Origin of the sequence: Brevibacillus sp. AG (assembly GCF_028369215.1) — a bacterium.
Classification (GTDB): Bacteria; Bacillota; Bacilli; order Brevibacillales; family Brevibacillaceae; genus Brevibacillus; species Brevibacillus porteri.
Genome location: NZ_JAQMYO010000012.1, coordinates 83688 through 101703 on the forward strand (window position 1 = coordinate 83688; position 18016 = coordinate 101703).

The following is an 18016-nucleotide window of genomic DNA, read 5'->3' on the forward strand; positions in this document are numbered from 1 at the left end:
ATAAAAAGACTCCCGTTGTAGCGGGAGCCCTTAGATAAGGTGTTACCAGCACCTTACCAATTACTTTTGCCGTTTACGAAATCGGTTACCAGCCGATCCCTGAAAACAATACGCCTAATTATCGCCTGACAACCTTTTTTGAAAAAGGGGAGTCCTGGGTCCAATTAAGGTTTGCCTTTTTTCATACTATACCAAAATATGGCTTTCTGATCAATGTAAGAAAGGGGGGAAAAGCGTTGATATTAGCGAATAAGAGGGGCATTGCTGGAAGAAGAACACAACCTGTTGCCATGAGTGCTGCTTTCTTACGCGCGCTCTATAATATTGAGCGAGAATTCGATGATAAAACCATCAAATACTCGATCAACGAAGGTGGGCGGAAACGTCATCTTAATCATGTAACCGAAGCTGATTTGTATGTAGCGACGGTTTTATTTGCTTTGTGCAACACGAATGGTCAGATCCATCGTGTGTCTCGTCATGCCATTTATCAACGCCTGGAGGAGCTGTATGAGAATCCGATCTCTTCCCCCCAATTTTACGAAGCTCTTGAGAAGTTCAAGCTGCATCGCCTCATAAAAGAAGAGCAGCACCAATACGGTGTTGTCAGCTATAAACTGAACTATTTTTTACAGGATCAAGATGAGGACGAACTACCATGGTTAAAAACAGAACGACCGAAGGCAGCACGGTATTTCCTTCTGCATCCGGTTGTTTTTAGCGTTGCGTTTACTTCTTTATCCTTATCTAGTAAAAAGCTGTTCTATTCCGTTGCAGCTCAACAAGGGATTGAGAAAGATAAGCCGGTGGAGCGTCTCTTTACGAATCGGAACAAAGACGTGCAATTCATGGGCCTGTACAAGCTTCTCCATAAAGCTCATCCTTATCAGGTGCGGAAAGTGCTTGATGAGCTCTCTAGCCCAACCTTATTTACCCAAACACCTCTGTTTTCACGTGCAGAGATTCAGAAAACCTCTGGGCAATATAAAGCAACCATGTCTATCCATCCCGATTTTATCCTCGCTGCTCGAAAAGGAGAGGAGTATCGGGAAACCATTCATCCAAGAAAAGTATATCGTAGGACAGCAGCCTTTATCGAAAAGGTACTTGCTAGCATGTCTCTCAAAGAAATGGTGACCGAAAATGAAATCAACGACCTCGTTCGCTTTTTCAAAGGGAAAGGGTACCGTGTCATTCGGCCGGCATTAGAGATCCTCAAACAGTTTTATCAGAAACACCGGAATCTCCCGAACAATCTCATTGGTTACCTAACCAAAACCATTCGCTCCATGACTGAGTTCACTTTCCGCAACCTGTTAGAACGCACTCAACTTCTTGACTTTGTTGCTCCTCACGGAAATGACGACGAAGAGCAACGATGGAGCCAATTCCTAAACGCGATTAGCCACTATAAACCGCGGATTGTAGAGCAAGCTTGCAAGGTTGCTGCACCGCTGCTGTTCAAACAATTCCGCAGAACAGCCACATATGATGCTACCGAGTACCAAGGAAATGCAGCCGCGAAGATTAAAGGGATCGAGCTCGTTCGTCGTAAGGCATTCCATCTACAAAAACAGGTAGATGCCTACTGCCGAATGGAGCGTACTGTTCTAGCCCAACAAGGAAAGCTTACGGACAACCAGGTAATTGAATACCTCTTGTCCCAAGTGGAGCTGCTGCCAGACGCGGAAAAGGTGATTATTGTCCCTCCAACGTTCACACTGGAAACCTACTTGCGTACTCATATTCTTCCCCAGTCTTAAGCTCTCTTTTTTCGTACGAAAGAGGGCTATTTGCCGTGATCAAATGGCCAGACATGATCTGGTTTTTGCTTTTTCCATCGAGGATACTGATACAGCCAGTTTCTAACCTATCACGATTATTCAATCTCCATCTTGTCCGAAATCCTTCGAGCACGAATAATTTGGAGCAAAACCCGATAAAAACTAGAATTAGTCGTAGAGTATTGTGGATAGCGTGAGTAGATGTGAGTTATAAAGCTACCTATAATCCACATATCACATAAAAGTTAAAAGCTAGATGTTAAAAAGCTTAGTAATGTGGATGAATAAATAAATTTGTTTATAAAATCCGGAGCACTCCGGAGAGAGGTTACGTATTCAAAGCATGCATCAAAATCATCTAACTTTTTTCTGATATTAAAAATGAGCTTCTCGTTTTTCATTGTGTTTTCAGAGGGTGCTTCTAGTTTCCGTTTATAAAAATATGGCCCCGCTCCTTGAGAGAGTAAAGGACTCGGCTCCTATAGTAGTTCTTTGTCTCTTTAATAGTCTATTGATAGTTATAGTAGTATGTTTATGTTAGTCTCCCTCAATTAGAACAAATATTTCCTTTTTAAACTGGATTCATACTGTTTTCTGAAATAGATATATGATACACTCAAAACAAAGAAAAACTGGTCACGGAAATACCGAGACAGGATATCCCATACTAATTGGGTAGCCTGTCTCTTTTTTATTTCTTCGAAGAACTCATCCAGTTAGAAATTCAAAGTGGTGGTGCAATTCGTGAAGAGGTATGCCTTAATTCAAATGAAAGAGACGGAACAATACCATATTTGGGATCGATACAAACAGGTAATCAGCTGTGATTATATTTCAGAAGAGCTCCTAATCGATGACGATGGCTTCTTTCTACGTGGTATCCCATATGATGTATCTTCCATTCAACAATGGCGTCAATGGGTGTCTTCTACTGAAGACTATTTCTTTCGAAGGATCTGGGGACCACTGCCACCAGTCGGTACTCAGAAAGTCATTCCGATTGATGATATATCACTCTCGAAGCGAAAGAATATCCCCCGATACAAAGACAGCGATTTAGCTCCAATACGTTTTCACGTAGAACTATTCGGACAATTAGACCAACCTGTCTTACTAAAACCCAATCACAGTCTAATAGGAAATCTGAAACATTATCAGGTTGCTATGGAAGCGGGCTTGAAACTGGTTCCCGTTGCATTCGAATAACTGGAAAGATATCTTAAGGAGGTTATTTCTTTGGAAAACCTATCGTTTGCTTATGACAATACCTTTAACATCCACAAAGACGATGAGCGTGTAGTGTTTCATACTTGTTATCGCAAAGAATACCAATTAGTAACAGGTAAAATTTACTCCAATGTCGAAGATCAAAATACCGTTATTGGAGAGGTTGAGATGTACCTTATCGATGAAAATTGGCTAGAATCGAATGTATTTCATCTAGCCGAAAAGGTTGATCCACGTCTGTTGAAAGCAATTCGCTCTGTACGTTTCCAGAATCCATCAAACAGACTTCATCGTGATCCTAATACATGCCTAGTGTACGGTCGTATCGCTGTACTTACCCAATTACGAATCTTTGAACAATATCAAAGTAAGGGTTTAGAAAACCATTCGCTGGAGCAAGTTGTCGAGTATTTATCTCAGGTGCTGCATGTGTCATTTATTATCGCTCCTTCAGTGAAAGAGGACTGTCGGGAAGAACCAGATTCATACAGCCAATTGTTATTAGAAGCAGGCTTTGAGTACACTTGCGGAGATAAGATTCCGCATCTATGCAAGAAAGTGCATTAGTTATGATGAAGTAAAGGGATTGAGAAAATGAGGCTGAAATGCAAAGACGTCATCTATGATTTGACCAAATTAACAGAAGAGGCACGGACAAAGCAATTTGCCATTTGGCATCAACTGAATAAAAAAGAGAAGCTAGAAATCTTCTGCTGCTGCAATGAGATGGCAAACATCTATCCTCCTATGCATGTTCGATACTTGTCGCAAACAGATAAGTACATCATCGCCAACCACAGCTTAAAACAAGAAGACGATCGAGAATTGCATGATAGCTCGTGTCCATATAACAACACCTTTAGAAAAACACTCAATCAAATAGGAATCAATTATGACGAAGAGAAAGACATGTTTTCCGTCAATCTTTCTACCAAAAGAAAAAAGGCAGCAAATACGTCTGAATCGAGTAGTACATCGAGTTATCGAACCGGTACCCGTGCTACACGTAACATGGCGTCTACCGATCCAATGAATCGATTATACTACTTGTTCTTAACCATGTTGGAGTATCGCCGCGTAGAAAAGTATACTCCTGAAGGTAGTCGAAATCTGAAGGGGAGGATCTGGTCAGCAGCAGAACATGTACAAGTTAATCGTAAACTGCTAAAAGACATGCTGTATATTGCAGGAACTGATGAGAAAAAAATCAATAAAAAGATACAACTAATCGTGGGTTGGGGAAACAAAGTTACACATGAACCAGATCCAGATATAAAGTTCCCTCATCTTATGCGGATTCCTTTACTTGCACTGGATAAGAGAGACCAACTCTCAATTGAGGTAACGATTTCGAAATCTGTTTACAACAAGGGAATTTGTTTTGACCATCTTGATGTGAAGACAGGGTATTGGCTGATTTGGAAAGAAGCAGAATCACCCGATGATTGGCCAAAGGAGAAAGAGATTGTCTTCGTTCCTGCTGATGAAAAGACAGGGATTCCGGTTGAATCCGGTTTAGAACTAAAAATGCTTGCCCATCTCGTCCAAAAACAGAAGTCCTTTAAAAAACCGCTTATACAAAATGTCATCGAATTGGACCTCGATCTTCGTCCGGATATGGTCGTGTATGGTGAAAATGAGAAGATTGCAATCATAGAAGTTGCTGGTTTTGAAGATGACGCGTACCGTGAAAAACTGGAATGGAAACGCAAGAAGTACCTGGAGAAGGGTTATCAGTATCTTCAATGGGAAGGTAAGTCATCTCTAGAGGAATGGGATGAGCTAAACAACCTATAATGGCCTAAATGGATAAGGCCGTCTCCACAAGGTTCTCAGCTCCCTTCTTTATGTTTTGACGAGATGGAAATATTTGCTTTGTGGTGTAACCTGAAAGGATTCGGATTGAAATGAGTAAAGGCCAGTTGGCTTAGAATGTGGCTCATTGCTATATTCCAACCAACTGGTCTACTATTTTTAACCATGCGAGTGAAACACGAAGTAAGAGCAGCATTTGTTACTCGAAGGGAATGGTTAAAGATAGGAGATCTCGGTAGAATAGGGAGGTGAGGTGGTATTCAATGAGGCAGTTTGCATTGGTCATGTTGCGCGAGCACTTTGGCTTGTACATGATCTACGATCGAAAGAAAAAGCTGGTAAGTAATCCGTTTACGGAGGAATTTATAAAGAAAGAAATTGGACTAAAGATTGATGATGTTCAGAATTTAACGGTGACGAAGTGGTCAAAAAACATGGAGCAGTTAATTGATGATAACAATGAGGAGAAATATGTAGTGATCTATCAATGGGGACCTACTCTGTAAGGGTATCAACGTTCCTGGAGCGGGAATTGCTTAATTGTAAGTGGCGACATGAGAAACAAGGTGACCAGAACATGGAGAGTCACCTTGTCGCTACACCCGAGCTCAACTTGGTTATGAGTTCAATAAATTCCCCTAAAGTCCTCTGGAAATAGATTGCTCCGCCAAAGATACCAGACGTTTGGTGATTTCACCACCAACTGAACCGTTTTGACGCGAGCTGGTATCTGGGCCGAGTTGTACGCCAAATTCAGCAGCGATCTCGTATTTGAGTTGATCCAGGACGTTTCTTGCAGATGGGTTTAAAATGCGATTGTTGTTGTTTCTGCTTGTGTTCATGAACGATCACCTCCTTGTTGAGGATAATATTTACAGTGAAAACGATCTTTATACTCGTCGAGATAGCAATTAGTTTAAGATCAAGCGCGGGGAAACGTATCAAAAGTAACGGCAAGCCTTTCGGAAAATCCCGAAGCGGGATTGGCAATCAATATCAAGAAAGATTCAAATAGAATAGAAGTATTCCTAAGCAAAGTAAGCATCAGATGACAGGATGGGGTTGAAGCAAATGGAAAAAGAGCTCGTTGCCTTAGCGTGCGGGGTATGCAAAGGCGTATCAGAGCCCATAAGGATGGAAAGTGAGCTGTTTGATATTGCTGGCTTCGAAAATGATATTATAGAATGGTCAGATTATGAAAACGAAGTTCCCCTGTTGGATGAGCGCCATTGGCTGCGTTCTAATCGCCCGCCTGAGCGAGGGCAGGTTAGAACGGTGAAGGTCTCCCATCCTTTCCATATGAGGATTGGAGAACCCTTTTGGATCATGTACACTCCAGTACACTCCAGTATTAATGGATGGGATTCGCATCCCGAAGAGATTGAACAATCTTCTTTTATACAGTGTTCCATAGAACGTGTCATTGATCGGAATGAGTTTAAAGCTTGGTTGTGCGTAAAGATTTTAGATGTATGGATGATTGAGGAGTACAATGAGAGATTTCCAGAAAGAGATGGAAGCACAGGTTATTTAGAAGGTTTTGAGATGTTCGGAGATCCTTACATTTTCAACTATCGGAACTGGCTATTTATCAGTGCTGGTGCAGAGGGAGATCTCGGGGAATGGGGACTCGTAAAACGAATAGATAGCCAGTACCATATGCTCGTATATGGAGATTGGGGCTTACATAGGAATAATGCTTATGGAGGAAACATCCTGCTTCCTAAGGATCGGATCGATGGATGGCTCAAGCAGGCTATGGAAAATAATCGTTATGAAACGATAGAGTAGCATGGTGAGAGCGTGAAAGGCGTAGGGTACTTGGGGGTACCGAAATAATGATCGAATATTCAAGGAAGGAGCTGACCACCACAGCTCCTTTCTTATTTTTTACAGATGGTCTAGAGATTGTCTGTGATTTTCTTGATATGATAAGTATTAGATTCTGAATGCGGTTCGGATTTGAAAGATCAGTAATGGCACATTTCCTTTTGCGACATATAAACTCAACACGCGAATGAAGGGGCGACATACCGATTTCAAAAACAGACTTGATAATTTGGGAGAGAAGCTGTTTTCGGATGCAATTCTATCACAGTATGCAGGATTATAGTTGTTTACAAATCTTGCAAAGGAAACTATTACCAAATCTTGAAGTGTGTGATATTATAAAAAAATTAAATACGATAAATATTTTTTTAGGGGGCATCCAATGTTTATGGAAATCGGAGATTTACTCCATGCCTACCGACAACGGGAAAATATATCGTTGAGTGAGCTTGCAGAGCGTACAGACATTAGCAAGGCAGCACTTTCCAAAATGGAATCAGGGGAAACCAAACGGCCAGGGTTTTCACAATGGAAAAAGATAGCGAGTGCTCTCAAAATTCCGGATGTCGATGTAATCACAGCATATTTGGACAACACGGAAAGACCTGCGACACTTCAAATACTGCTGAAAGAGGCGATTGAGCTTAATTACCCGCCAGTGGTTCAACAGGTGGCTTTAAAGCTACTGGAAACGCCGAAAATGGATACTTTTCTAGCGCTGGATTATCTACTACAGGCGACAAACGACGCGAAGGATCGAGCCGTCATACTGGCCCTGCATGAGGTGATTATTGATTACGCGAGGAAGCGTGGCGTCCCGTTATATCTAGGAAAGAGCCTCTACGATCGCTACATGCTCGAAAGGGATGACTTTTCGCGGTTTGAGGAGACCTACCGTAGAGGAAAGGAATTGCTGCACTACATCGATATGCTACTGCCGATTGAGCGCATTACCTTTTACTATCGATTGGGGACGCACGCGTATATCTTAGGCTACTACGGGGAGAGTATCGAATTTTGCGGGAAAGGGATTCGCGAAGACGATACAGACAACAAGCCCAAAGCCTCGGCTCTCATTTCAATAGTCAATTCATACTTGAGTTTGGGCGATCTGATCCTAGCTGAACTGTATCTAAAAGAGTATGAAAAGAGCGAATACGCAGACTATCGAAAGATTCATCTGCGAGCGCTTTTGCACGCGAAACAGGGTCAGCACGAGGATGCAATGAGATTATACGAGCAATGCCTCGCAGAAGCAGGGAAGGACAGCCGCGTGACCATTGTCAGCGATCTTCTGGAGGTCTATTTAGAGAGTGGCAATGATACCCTAATAAAAGAGCTGATCGACTCTGAAGATCAGTTTCTACCCTCAGACATTCTCGCTCACCCGTACCGGATCAAACAGGCTGCGAGATACTACAAGAGAAAAGGCGTGAGTCAACTCGCGATTGGGCACATTGAGGACGGATTCGAGAGCCTACTACACAGTATCAGCTACTATCGACAGCTAGGCGCGTCAGACAAAGTTATCGAGGGCGTAGGACTCTTTCTAAAACATCATCGGCTGCATCAAAGGGCTTTTTCGTTCGAAAACATGGAAATAATTGAGAGATTCTGCCATAATGAAGTTATATAGAAATAAGGGAGGGATAGCCTGTGAAAAAGAAACTACTTGTACTCACTTTTGCTTTCCTTTTCACCGTAACGCCGCTGTTAACACCGAATCTTAGCGAAAACAAAGTAATACTTAACAGTGCCGAACCTGATTGGTAGAGCGCAACTAGTAGTCGTCTGCCCCCGCAATGAATTGTTGCGGGGGTTTAGTTTAAAAGTCGATATAGGGGGAAATGGTATATTATACCTATTGGGCGTGTATTGCTAGAATTGCTGCTCTTTTAACGGTATTAGGCACTATCGCTTTATCTACATCAATAGCAATTGTTCAAAGAAAATAATTTTTTAGACTGAGAAAATATAGTATTTGACTGATTATCAGACATTACGTTAACGGGCAGGTTACTTAAATAACTGCTATTATGTTACGTAATCTTACAATTATTTGTAATTGGAGTTATATCATGATTAATTCGCCTGAAGAGTTTGTTAGATTAAGATTAAGCGAAAATATGGATGAATACTTAATGGCTGCTTGGGATGAAGCACCTTTAGAGGTTTGGTTAGAAGTTGTTGAAAAGTATCCTGATATGCGTGAATGGGTGGCACACAATAAAACTATTCCTGTTGAGATAATGGAAATTCTTGCTGATGATACAGATGAAAATGTTAGATTTACTGTTGCAATGAAAAACAGATTACCTGAAAATCTACAGTTGAAACTTGCCAGAGACCCGGATAGTTCCGTAAGGAATAGAATTGTTTATAACAAAAAAGCTACACTTAGAGCATTAATGGTGTTGATAAACGATGATGAAGAAGACATAAGGAAATTAGCAAGAAAGAGAATTGATGAAGGAAGATACAAATGAATGAGTATTTAACTATCGAGATCCAAAATTCAATAGTAAACATATATGAATCCAAAGTGACAGACTGACGCTGCGTCATTACGCTAACGGGTAGTATAACGGAATGGATGGTGAGGAAAATGAGGAAAGTAGAGGTTCAGTCCTATAACCCTCTCTGGGTTTCAAAATTTGAGAATGAAGCTGAAAACCTTCGAATAATTCTTGGTACGGAAATTATTGAAATACATCATATAGGGAGTACATCTGTCCCAGGGTTAAATGCTAAGCCTATAATTGACGTTATGCCAGTTGTCAAAGATATCTATCGAGTAGATGAATATAATGAGCAATTTGTTCATCGAGGTTATGAGTCAAGAGGAGAGAATGGAATAGCTGGAAGACGTTATTTTACTATTGGCGGCACAGACCGAACTCATCACATTCACATTTATGCTCTTGGAAATCCACAAATTCAGCGACACCTTGCTTTTCGAGATTATTTAAGAACTCATCCGAAAGTAGCCAAAAGTTACGGAGACCTCAAAGTAGAACTGGCAGTTCAATTCCCCTATGATGTATCGTCATATATCAAGGGAAAGGAAAAGCTAGGACTTGAAATTGACAGGCAGGCAACTGAATGGGCTATGGGTAGATAGTATCGTTGTGCTAAAGGGTATCGATAGCGTAATAAAACAGTGGCGAGTCTAAGACTTTTTTTCAGGTCCTGGGTCGCTGCTGTTGTTCTGTAAAAATAAAGTTTTAGACTGTAAAATAAAGTATTAGACCGAAAAATAAAGTACTAGACTGAGAAATAAAGTGTTAGACTGGCGCCAGTTATTCAACTAACAGGCAGGATAATACAACAGCCGTGTATGTCTATGCGTCTGAAGCATTAATGTATTAAATGTTTCTGTCCGTTGAACTAATAATGGTTGCTAACAATACCAGGCCTGGTACGATGATGACACTTAATTTTTGAACAGAAATTCGCCCACCTGTGTGGAAATGTTGAGCGTTGTACTCTCGGATTGAGCCTCACCCACATATCCATGGAGTTCTTTGGAAACAACCGATGTGGTATTTGTTGTTTTTTCAAGAGGAACCTGATTATCGATATTTCCTAGTTTTGTTGATAGATTTACATATTTGCTGAAATAAAAATGCACCCCCTAAGGTTTTCAACGGGTAAACCGCAGGGGTTTTTCCAATGTCTACATTCGGGGGTGCACTTCAACCGAAACACACTGGCTGCTTAGGCTTTTTATTTCCGTCTACTTGACAGGGGTAAGAGACGGTCGACTGGTAATCCAAAATGGTTTTCTTTGGATGTGAAATAAGGCGGTAACTTGTTATTACATCAATTTCATGTATAATGAAATTGATGTATTGTACATATTATGCATAACACACTAGTTAAGGGGGTAATTAATTTCTTATGAATAGAGAAGAAGCCTTGAAACTAAGAACAGATATTAAAAAATTTATTAGAATAACTGGAATTCTCGAACCAGAAAGAATTCCAAAAGATCTGTTTGAAAAACCTTTATCGGTTTCCCAAATGATGGCGTTAGAAGAACTAGAGCTCAAGAAATTAACTATTTGGGAATTAGCTAACATGCTTAAATTAGAACAATCATCGGTAAGTAGATTAGTAGACAAGTTGGTAAAAAATGAGCTTATTTGCCGTGAAGTAAATGAAAATAACAGAAGGGAGGTTTATCTACACCTTACAGAAAAAGGTAAAATAACCGTTGCTTCTTTACGGGAACAATCGATTAATTTTTATCAAGGAATTCTCAATGATTTATCAGAATCTGAACGGAAAACAGTTGTCAATGGCTTTGAACTCTTAATCGATTCGATATCTAAATCCGCTTCCTTAAAAAGGAATGGAAAATCGTAATTTAAGGAGGCCATGAATGAGTTTGGATTTTGAAGGGCCAATTATAGAATTAAAAGAAAAAATCGATGAATTACAGAAGTATATGGAAAAAAATGATATCGATTTATCTTCAGAAATTCATGCATTAAACGAACGATTAAAAGTAATGCAATGTGAAATTTATACTAATATTTCACCATTTCAACGAGTTCAAATTGCTCGTCTTCGTAACCGGCCTACAACATTGGACTATATTCCGTTATTGTTTACAGATTTTATCGAACTTCATGGCGATCGATTATATGGAGATGATAAAGCAATAATGGGTGGAATTGCGAAATATAAAGGCATGCCTGTAACGATTATTGGTCACCAAAGAGGTAGAAACACAAAGGAAAGCATAGATAGAAATTTTGGAATGGCACACCCAGAAGGTTATAGAAAAGCTTTACGACTTATGAAGCAAGCTGAAAAATTTAATCGCCCTATTATTACATTCATTGATACATCAGGTGCTTATCCAGGGAGAGAATCTGAAGAACGTGGAATTTCTGAGGCAATAGCTCGTAATTTATTTGAAATGGTAACACTTAGAGTACCGATTGTTTGTATTGTAATAGGAGAAGCATCAAGTGGTGGAGCCCTTGGCATTAGTATCGGTAATCATATTCATATGCTAGATAACTCGTGGTACTCGGTTATTTCTCCGGAAGGAGCGGCATCGATATTATGGAAAGATGCTAAGTATGCTCCAAAAGCGGCAGAATACATGAAAATTACAGCAAAAGAATTGAAGCACTTAGGAATAATTGATCAAATCATTCCTGAAGTGAAAGGTGGAGCACAAAATGATATAAAATGGCAGGCGGGAATGGTTGAATCTGTAATCGAATCATCTCTAAAAGAATTGCTACTAATGTCTCCAGAAGAGCTTACACAACAGCGATATGAAAAGTATAGAGAGATGGGGAAAATTGGAATCATAAACGGAACTGATGAGGAAAAATAGAGAAGAATTAAAGGAAAGGTAAATGCGCTTTCTGTGGGGTGAAAGCCCCGAGTATAGTCTACCGATAACCAAGAAGCTGGTTGAGTTTTATCCAGTCTTCTCATTTTTTGTTAAATTACTTCGCTATCGGGATACGATAGCTCAATATACCAGGCCAGTCTAACACTTTATTTTTGTGTTTTGACTGGCCTATTTGTATGGAAGGATTGAATAGTCTAATAACTATTTTTCTAAGGTAAAGAGCTTTCTTATACAGTAATAGCATCAAATAAACAACATCAGTCTATTACTTTATTTTCTCTGAACAGCTGTTTTATTATTCGGGTTCAGTCTAAAACTAATTTTTCTGAGTTTGGAGATTTTTTTATCCAAGAACTACATAGGGTCAACAACTCCAGTCTATTACATTATTTTCAACGAACAGCAATAGCTTTTGTTACATTTTTCTTAGGCAAACTTGTTAATATAAGACAAATGGCTTATAATTGGTGGGAAAGTACAGAATAGTATAAACAACACAATATGTGCACTGGACATACCAGAGCGAGTCACTTTGTCTTTATTGGGCAAGGTGAGTCGCTCTTTTTATTTTTCAGAGATTGTGACACGAGATAGGTGGTTACTAAACGTGAAAAAGGTAATGATAGCGCTCAATGCCTCCAAGGGTCTTTACGATTACATTGTTAAGGTAACGAATGACTCAAACTATACGCCGATCCTAGATGATGCTATCAATGTCAGAAGCTTAGTGCTGACACACGTTGAACAATACAGCCCTGACATTGTTGTCATGAGTGACAGACTTCTAGGTGACGACACGCGTGAGCTCCCACAGGAGCGGGATGCAGCCCTGCTACAAATTATGAAAGTCCTTAGGCAATTACAAATTCGTGTGATCTTCATTTCACTCACCCATCCCCCACGTAAAGAAGGGGATGGGTTCCTCGGGGAATTAGTCCACCTCGGTATTTATGATATTTGGTACCAGAAAACAATCGATCAGGATAAGTTTGCTTTTCACTTTTTAGAAGAGAATCGTTTGGATTACAGAGATGTCGACTATCTTAGCGATATGAGTCGAGGGTTTTCGTGGACCCCGCTTCCCCCATCTGCTTCAGATCCGAATCAGCCAGATCAGGAACACGCTGAAGATTCACCAGTAAAACAAGATGATGAACGTGGATTCACTACATCAAACCACGAGCCCAAAATTGTATACAAAAAAGAGAAAGTCGTTGTAGAGAAAGTCGTCAGAGAAGTCGTTCGTGTGAATGAGAGTGTCACGTTAAAGCCTTTATTGGTCGTAGTAGGTAGTTTGAATGCTACAGGCGGATCGGGAGCTTCTACGGTTTGTCATTCACTTGCTACTGCATTAACACAAATAGGACCTTACACAGCTGTCATAGAAGCGTACACAAAAGGCCGTGCTCCTCAGATGTTGGAATATTTGGGGCAGAATAATCGTCCTCAAGGGAGCAACGGAGAGGGCTGGCAGAGCTGGATCAGCCAAACTTTGAATAATGGATCTATTCATTCCCATTGGGAGCAATATGGAATCAAGTGGGCGCCACTTGATCTTGATCATGAGCTGGAGTTTTCGGAAGAAGACAACTTGAGAGTAATAAGTAACAGTCGTCAACACCCCTTTGTCATTGTAGACATCGGCCGGGGCTGGCGATCTCGATACGCTGAGCATTGGCTACTTCAAGCGGATGCGATTGTAGGAGTCACAGAATGCTCCAATAGCCGATTGTGGTCTGCTGTCCCGAATGTTCAATATCTGACCAAAAAGTATACTGAGCGTTTCTCTGTCTGCTTGAATCGCTATGATGATGCCTTCAGGGAAATCAAAGATCATGTCTTTGTTTACTTGGAAACAGTTGAGCAAAATCCCAATCGCGAACAGGTACATGTACCAGTTTCCATGCGCTTCCCAGATCGGGGGACCTACTTTGCAGAATTGGAATGGAATCATCAACCTATTGATGATCCTGAAATCGTAAACATTGCACAGGAGTTTCTTACACAGTTCATGGATAAGAAAGCCTTTATTCAAAAAGAGGGCCTTGGAAAACGTGTGGCTCTATCCCTTCGAGGTCTATTTCGTAAATAAAATCTGAGGTGATTCATATGAATCCAATGACAAGCATCCTAACCAGTATTCAAGAGGATAGTAAACAGCAATACAAAATCATTATTATCGAACCTGTTCACGGAAATGAAACTTCAGTAGACAAAGGAATTTTGGAAGAAACGAAAAGTGAGCCGGTAGCAGATATTGATTGGAATGCTCTTTCGAATCGAGAGAGGACCGTACTTCTACGTAAATTGCAAGGAACGGAAAATAATGAAATAGCGAATCAATTATGGATGGATGAAAAGGTTATAGAAGCGGATGTAGCGAGTATTCACCAGAAGAAGAGCAAGGCGCAAGTAAGACTAAATCAAGTAAGCAATATTGATTGGAGTCATCTCACTGAACGAGAAGATGCTGTTTTTCGTTTGATTCTGGAAGGAAATGAAAACAAGGAAATTGCCGGGATCTTAATGATTAGTGAAAAGACTGTAAAAAATCATGTATCTAGTATATTAAGCAAATTGAAAGTAAAAAACCGAACAAAAGCCGTAGTACTTGCCTTTCAAACCCATTACGCAGCAATCATGTAAGGACTCGTGGAATGAACAGAATGGTAGAGAGAGGGGAATAGGGGGCGTTTGGGTTTGATAAAGAAGATACTAGAGACTCTACTTCGTAGTGATCTCTTTCCACATAACAGAACCATTGAGACGGTTCATTCATTGATAATGACTGTTCACGCAAGGGATGAATACACTTATCGACATTCAATGAATGTAGGGCACTATGCGTGGAGGATCGCGAAGCATATGGGCTTAGAGGATGAGCGTTCCTCGAACATCTTCGTTGGTGGACTCTTACATGATATCGGGAAGATTGGTACGCCTGATTGCATTTTATTAAAGAATAGTAATTTAACCCCTGAAGAATACCTTATCATGAAACAGCACGCTCTAATCGGTTATGAAATCGTTCGTTTGGTAACACCGTTGAGGAAGCGGGGGATCGATCAAATCGTTTTATATCACCACGAAAGAATGGATGGTAAGGGTTATCCTGAAGGGTTGTACGCAAAGGATATCCCACTGGAGGCGTTAATTGTTGCCGTGGCGGATTCTTATGATGCCATGACAACTGCAAGGAATTATCGGCCAGCTCTTACACATAATCAAGCGGTAGAGCAATTGCTATTAGGAAAAGGTACTCAATATGATGCTGCAATTGTAGATGTGTTCTTGGAGTCAATGTCTAGTATGAGGTTGGTACCTAACTATGCGGTCAATTGATCTAATTTAAATACGATTTATGGATGAGTATCGGGTTAGTTCCAAAATAGAATCTATTGGATAATTCTACTTTTGATGTACAAAAAATGGTTTGCAAATGGATATATTTGTATGCTAAGATTTAGGTAATAGCAAACCAGTAATTGTATAGGAGAAAGGGGATCATATAATGGTGACCACCATATTTACTATCTTGTTTGGTGTTATGACGCTGTTGTCATTGGTTTTTGCACTTTATCACGGTTTGAAAAAGTTAGGGATATCCTTGGCTACATTCAATGTTTCCATGCTAGTACTTATTCAAGGGATAGGCATCTCCTCGGATTACTTCCTATGGAGCTGCATCATGTATGTCTTGGTTACTATCATGACGATGCGAATGATCCACGCACGAATCAATGTTGAAGATGGTGTTACAGTAATTGCCGACTGAAAGCCCACGGTTTTAATCGTGGGATGAAAGACGGCTTTGTCCGAACATCCCTTGATGGATGGGCAGGCAAACACATAGCACATATGCGAGTGCTTTTCTTTTTGTATAAATCGTTACAGTTCGGCTTTTATACTGATACGATGAATCATATGGGACAAGAATATAGACGAACTGCTACAACAGTATCTCTCATCAACTATCATTATGTTTTCTGTCTTCGCTGTCGAAGAAAAGTATTAGTTAAACAGGTGGAAATTCGAATTTAAGGAGCTATTGACTGAAATATTCAGGATAACTGGATGATTGTGGCAATGGAAGTGATGCCAGATCATGTCCATCTCTTCCTGAACTGTCTTTCCACCAACTCTCCAGCAGACGTATTGGTAAAAGTTTCAGCATCTTGCTCATTTGCCCAGTCTGTGGACCCGCTCTTTTTTCGTAAGTACAGCAGGAAACCTATCAAGCGAAACAGTAAAGCGTTATGTGGAAGAACAAAAGAAAAGGGGGTGAACACATGCAAGCATTAACAGTTAAGCTTCGCCTATTTCCTGATCAACCAGACGTTCTTCATCCATTAGGAAAAGAGTATATTCGGGTAGTCAATCAACTAACCGAACAGGCTGAACAACACGGAACATTTCCGAAAATGACGACAAAAGATGTAGATACCATTCTTCCATCTGCCGTTTGCAATCAAGCAATTCGTGATGCCAAAAGTGTTTTCCGTAAAATCAAGAAACTTGGTGTTCGCCCAATTCTTAAAAAATCTGTCTATTTCGTCAACAATCAAAACTACACGATATCTGACAATACCATTGCATTCCCCATCGTTGTAGATGGAAAGACGAAGAAAACAGCGTTTCGTACTACGATGACTAGCCGAGATAGGAAACTGTTAAGCAAAGGAAAATCTGGGTTGATACGCATCATCGAAAAGTCAGGGAAGTGGTACGCTCACATTTCGGTAGAAGTGCCTACAAGCGTATCAAACAACGAAAATATCATGGGTATCGACCTCGGTTTGAAAGTTCCTGCTGTTGCTGTAACTTCTACAGATAAAACCCTATTTTTTGGAAACGGCAGGCAGAACAAGTACATACGAAGAAAGTACCAACAACGTAGACGTAAATTAGGTAAACTTAAAAAGTTGTCTGCTATTCGTAAGTTAGGCAATAAAGAGCAACGTTGGATGAAAGATCAAAACCATAAGATTAGTCGTCAAATAGTCAATATGGCCATGAAAGAAGGTGTATCGATAATCAAGCTTGAGCGACTAGAGAATATTCGAAAGACGGCAAGAACAAGCCGTAAAAACGCAAAGAATCTGCATAGTTGGACTTTCTATCAGCTTCAACAATTCATCTCCTACAAAGCAAACCTTGTCGGCATAAAGGTTGTCGAGGTTCATCCTGCCTACACTTCTCAATCTTGTCCTGCCTGCTGGGAGAAGAACAAAGCGAGAGACAGAAAGTACGAATGTTTATGCGGATTCAACGCTCATCGTGATCGGGTTGGTGCCATCAATATCATGCGTCAACCTGTGGCAGATAGTAACAGTCTGTCAGCCTAGTTAGCTATATGCTCTGAACTAGGACGGGCTGATGAGACAGCCCTGAACTTGGGGGAACTACGGATAGCAGAAATGCACGTCCGACTACCACCCAAGAATCCCACTGGTGCCGAAGGTATTAGCTTGCCCCTTTAGGAGTGGGAATCTCAATGCCTAATGACATGGAAAACACACCTTGTTTTAAGAGTTGATGCGGGATATTTTACGTATCCTTCTTAGAAAGGGTTTCTCGTCGGCTCTACCATGGCATTACTTCCAGATATTGATAAAGCAAAAAGTAAAAGCCGGGAAATGGATATGGCCGATATCATGGCTGGTGGAAAAAGGGATTGGACACCGGACCTTGACACACTCTTGGGTCATGCTCCTTCTCCCGGCTTTACTTAACGGTGATAAACTCGTAGCTCTTGCTGCTTTATATGGGTTGCTTTCACACTTAATTAGCGACGCGGTCGTAGGGCGCATTCAACTATTCTGGGGGGGTGGCATCCCGTTTCCTCGCTTCCTTTATGGACTTGTTGATCAAGCAACCCTAATTGGCGTATGGGTGTACATCATGTACTCATGTACTGGGGCTAGGATTTATCTTAGCCATTCCTCTATACTAGAACTCGAAGAATTGTTTTCCTATGGAGGGA

The 18016-nt window shown here is 40.7% G+C and carries 17 protein-coding genes and 2 pseudogenes; 17 read left to right on the forward strand and 2 right to left on the reverse strand.

Going from position 1 to position 18016, the window contains the following annotated elements:
• Positions 1–236 precede the first annotated feature (236 nt).
• From POF51_RS26145 to POF51_RS26165, 5 genes are all read left to right on the forward strand, one after another.
• Positions 237–1763: a hypothetical protein gene (locus POF51_RS26145; protein ID WP_271756386.1), complete on the forward strand. Its 1527-nt coding sequence runs from the start codon at positions 237–239 to the stop codon at positions 1761–1763.
• Between the two features lie 765 nt (positions 1764–2528).
• Entirely contained in the window at positions 2529–2990 is a 462-nt protein-coding gene (locus tag POF51_RS26150) for a hypothetical protein (RefSeq protein ID WP_271756387.1), read from the forward strand.
• A gap of 30 nt (positions 2991–3020) precedes the next feature.
• Positions 3021–3578: a hypothetical protein gene (locus POF51_RS26155; RefSeq protein WP_271756388.1), complete on the forward strand. Its 558-nt coding sequence runs from the start codon at positions 3021–3023 to the stop codon at positions 3576–3578.
• 27 nt (positions 3579–3605) lie between these two features.
• Complete coding sequence (locus tag POF51_RS26160) at positions 3606–4808, forward strand: hypothetical protein (protein ID WP_271756389.1); 1203 nt, start codon at positions 3606–3608, stop codon at positions 4806–4808.
• 281 nt (positions 4809–5089) lie between these two features.
• A complete protein-coding gene (locus POF51_RS26165) occupies positions 5090–5332 on the forward strand; it encodes a hypothetical protein (RefSeq protein WP_271756390.1) in 243 nt (80 codons plus the stop codon).
• A gap of 132 nt (positions 5333–5464) precedes the next feature.
• On the opposite strand, the gene POF51_RS26170 is transcribed toward POF51_RS26165, so the two are convergent.
• Positions 5465–5668: an alpha/beta-type small acid-soluble spore protein gene (locus POF51_RS26170; protein WP_271756391.1), complete on the reverse strand. Its 204-nt coding sequence runs from the start codon at positions 5666–5668 to the stop codon at positions 5465–5467.
• Positions 5669–5960: 292 nt separating this feature from the next.
• Here POF51_RS26170 and POF51_RS26175 point away from each other — a divergent pair, with 292 nt between their 5' ends.
• From POF51_RS26175 to POF51_RS26190, 4 genes are all read left to right on the forward strand, one after another.
• Complete coding sequence (locus tag POF51_RS26175; protein ID WP_271756392.1) at positions 5961–6617, forward strand: hypothetical protein; 657 nt, start codon at positions 5961–5963, stop codon at positions 6615–6617.
• A 421-nt stretch (positions 6618–7038) separates the two neighbouring features.
• Complete coding sequence (locus POF51_RS26180; protein WP_271756393.1) at positions 7039–8292, forward strand: helix-turn-helix domain-containing protein; 1254 nt, start codon at positions 7039–7041, stop codon at positions 8290–8292.
• A 442-nt stretch (positions 8293–8734) separates the two neighbouring features.
• Entirely contained in the window at positions 8735–9142 is a 408-nt protein-coding gene (locus tag POF51_RS26185; protein ID WP_271756394.1) for a hypothetical protein, read from the forward strand.
• A gap of 119 nt (positions 9143–9261) precedes the next feature.
• On the forward strand, positions 9262–9777 hold the full coding sequence (locus POF51_RS26190) for a GrpB family protein (RefSeq protein ID WP_271756395.1): 516 nt from the start codon (positions 9262–9264) through the stop codon (positions 9775–9777).
• Between the two features lie 312 nt (positions 9778–10089).
• Here the strand turns inward: POF51_RS26190 and POF51_RS32230 are convergent.
• Positions 10090–10266 (reverse strand): annotated as a pseudogene (locus POF51_RS32230) (DUF4097 family beta strand repeat-containing protein); the annotation flags it as partial.
• A 290-nt stretch (positions 10267–10556) separates the two neighbouring features.
• On the opposite strand from POF51_RS32230, the gene POF51_RS26195 reads away from it, so the two are divergent.
• From POF51_RS26195 to POF51_RS26230, 8 genes and pseudogenes are all read left to right on the forward strand, one after another.
• Positions 10557–11024 carry a MarR family winged helix-turn-helix transcriptional regulator gene (locus POF51_RS26195; RefSeq protein ID WP_271756396.1) on the forward strand — a complete coding sequence of 156 codons (468 nt, stop codon included), beginning with the start codon at positions 10557–10559 and terminating at the stop codon, positions 11022–11024.
• 16 nt (positions 11025–11040) lie between these two features.
• Positions 11041–12012, forward strand: coding sequence for an acetyl-CoA carboxylase carboxyltransferase subunit alpha (locus POF51_RS26200; RefSeq protein ID WP_271756397.1), 972 nt, complete (start codon positions 11041–11043; stop codon positions 12010–12012).
• A 628-nt stretch (positions 12013–12640) separates the two neighbouring features.
• The gene (locus POF51_RS26205) at positions 12641–14125 is read left to right on the forward strand and encodes a hypothetical protein (protein WP_271756398.1); all 1485 of its coding nucleotides are present in this window, start codon (positions 12641–12643) and stop codon (positions 14123–14125) included.
• A 17-nt stretch (positions 14126–14142) separates the two neighbouring features.
• Positions 14143–14679: a helix-turn-helix domain-containing protein gene (locus POF51_RS26210; RefSeq protein WP_271756399.1), complete on the forward strand. Its 537-nt coding sequence runs from the start codon at positions 14143–14145 to the stop codon at positions 14677–14679.
• A 138-nt stretch (positions 14680–14817) separates the two neighbouring features.
• Entirely contained in the window at positions 14818–15375 is a 558-nt protein-coding gene (locus POF51_RS26215) for an HD-GYP domain-containing protein (protein WP_271756469.1), read from the forward strand.
• A gap of 169 nt (positions 15376–15544) precedes the next feature.
• Positions 15545–15808: a hypothetical protein gene (locus tag POF51_RS26220; protein ID WP_271756400.1), complete on the forward strand. Its 264-nt coding sequence runs from the start codon at positions 15545–15547 to the stop codon at positions 15806–15808.
• 149 nt (positions 15809–15957) lie between these two features.
• Positions 15958–16318: pseudogene (gene tnpA / locus POF51_RS26225) on the forward strand (IS200/IS605 family transposase).
• A 4-nt stretch (positions 16319–16322) separates the two neighbouring features.
• The gene (locus POF51_RS26230; protein ID WP_271756401.1) at positions 16323–17378 is read left to right on the forward strand and encodes an RNA-guided endonuclease InsQ/TnpB family protein; all 1056 of its coding nucleotides are present in this window, start codon (positions 16323–16325) and stop codon (positions 17376–17378) included.
• The last annotated feature ends 638 nt before the right edge of the window (positions 17379–18016 follow it).

Bases quoted from the DNA above. Each gene is read 5' to 3' on its own strand.
- POF51_RS26160 (WP_271756389.1), top strand. From the start codon at position 3,606: ATGAGGCTGAAATGCAAAGACGTCATCTATGATTTGACCAAATTAACA.
- POF51_RS26165 (WP_271756390.1), top strand. From the start codon at position 5,090: ATGAGGCAGTTTGCATTGGTCATGTTGCGCGAGCACTTTGGCTTGTAC.
- POF51_RS26170 (WP_271756391.1), bottom strand. From the start codon at position 5,668: ATGAACACAAGCAGAAACAACAACAATCGCATTTTAAACCCATCTGCA.
- POF51_RS26175 (WP_271756392.1), top strand. From the start codon at position 5,961: ATGGAAAGTGAGCTGTTTGATATTGCTGGCTTCGAAAATGATATTATA.
- POF51_RS26180 (WP_271756393.1), top strand. From the start codon at position 7,039: ATGTTTATGGAAATCGGAGATTTACTCCATGCCTACCGACAACGGGAA.
- POF51_RS26185 (WP_271756394.1), top strand. From the start codon at position 8,735: ATGATTAATTCGCCTGAAGAGTTTGTTAGATTAAGATTAAGCGAAAAT.
- POF51_RS26190 (WP_271756395.1), top strand. From the start codon at position 9,262: ATGAGGAAAGTAGAGGTTCAGTCCTATAACCCTCTCTGGGTTTCAAAA.
- POF51_RS26195 (WP_271756396.1), top strand. From the start codon at position 10,557: ATGAATAGAGAAGAAGCCTTGAAACTAAGAACAGATATTAAAAAATTT.
- POF51_RS26200 (WP_271756397.1), top strand. From the start codon at position 11,041: ATGAGTTTGGATTTTGAAGGGCCAATTATAGAATTAAAAGAAAAAATC.
- POF51_RS26210 (WP_271756399.1), top strand. From the start codon at position 14,143: ATGAATCCAATGACAAGCATCCTAACCAGTATTCAAGAGGATAGTAAA.
- POF51_RS26215 (WP_271756469.1), top strand. From the start codon at position 14,818: ATGACTGTTCACGCAAGGGATGAATACACTTATCGACATTCAATGAAT.
- POF51_RS26220 (WP_271756400.1), top strand. From the start codon at position 15,545: ATGGTGACCACCATATTTACTATCTTGTTTGGTGTTATGACGCTGTTG.
- POF51_RS26230 (WP_271756401.1), top strand. From the start codon at position 16,323: ATGCAAGCATTAACAGTTAAGCTTCGCCTATTTCCTGATCAACCAGAC.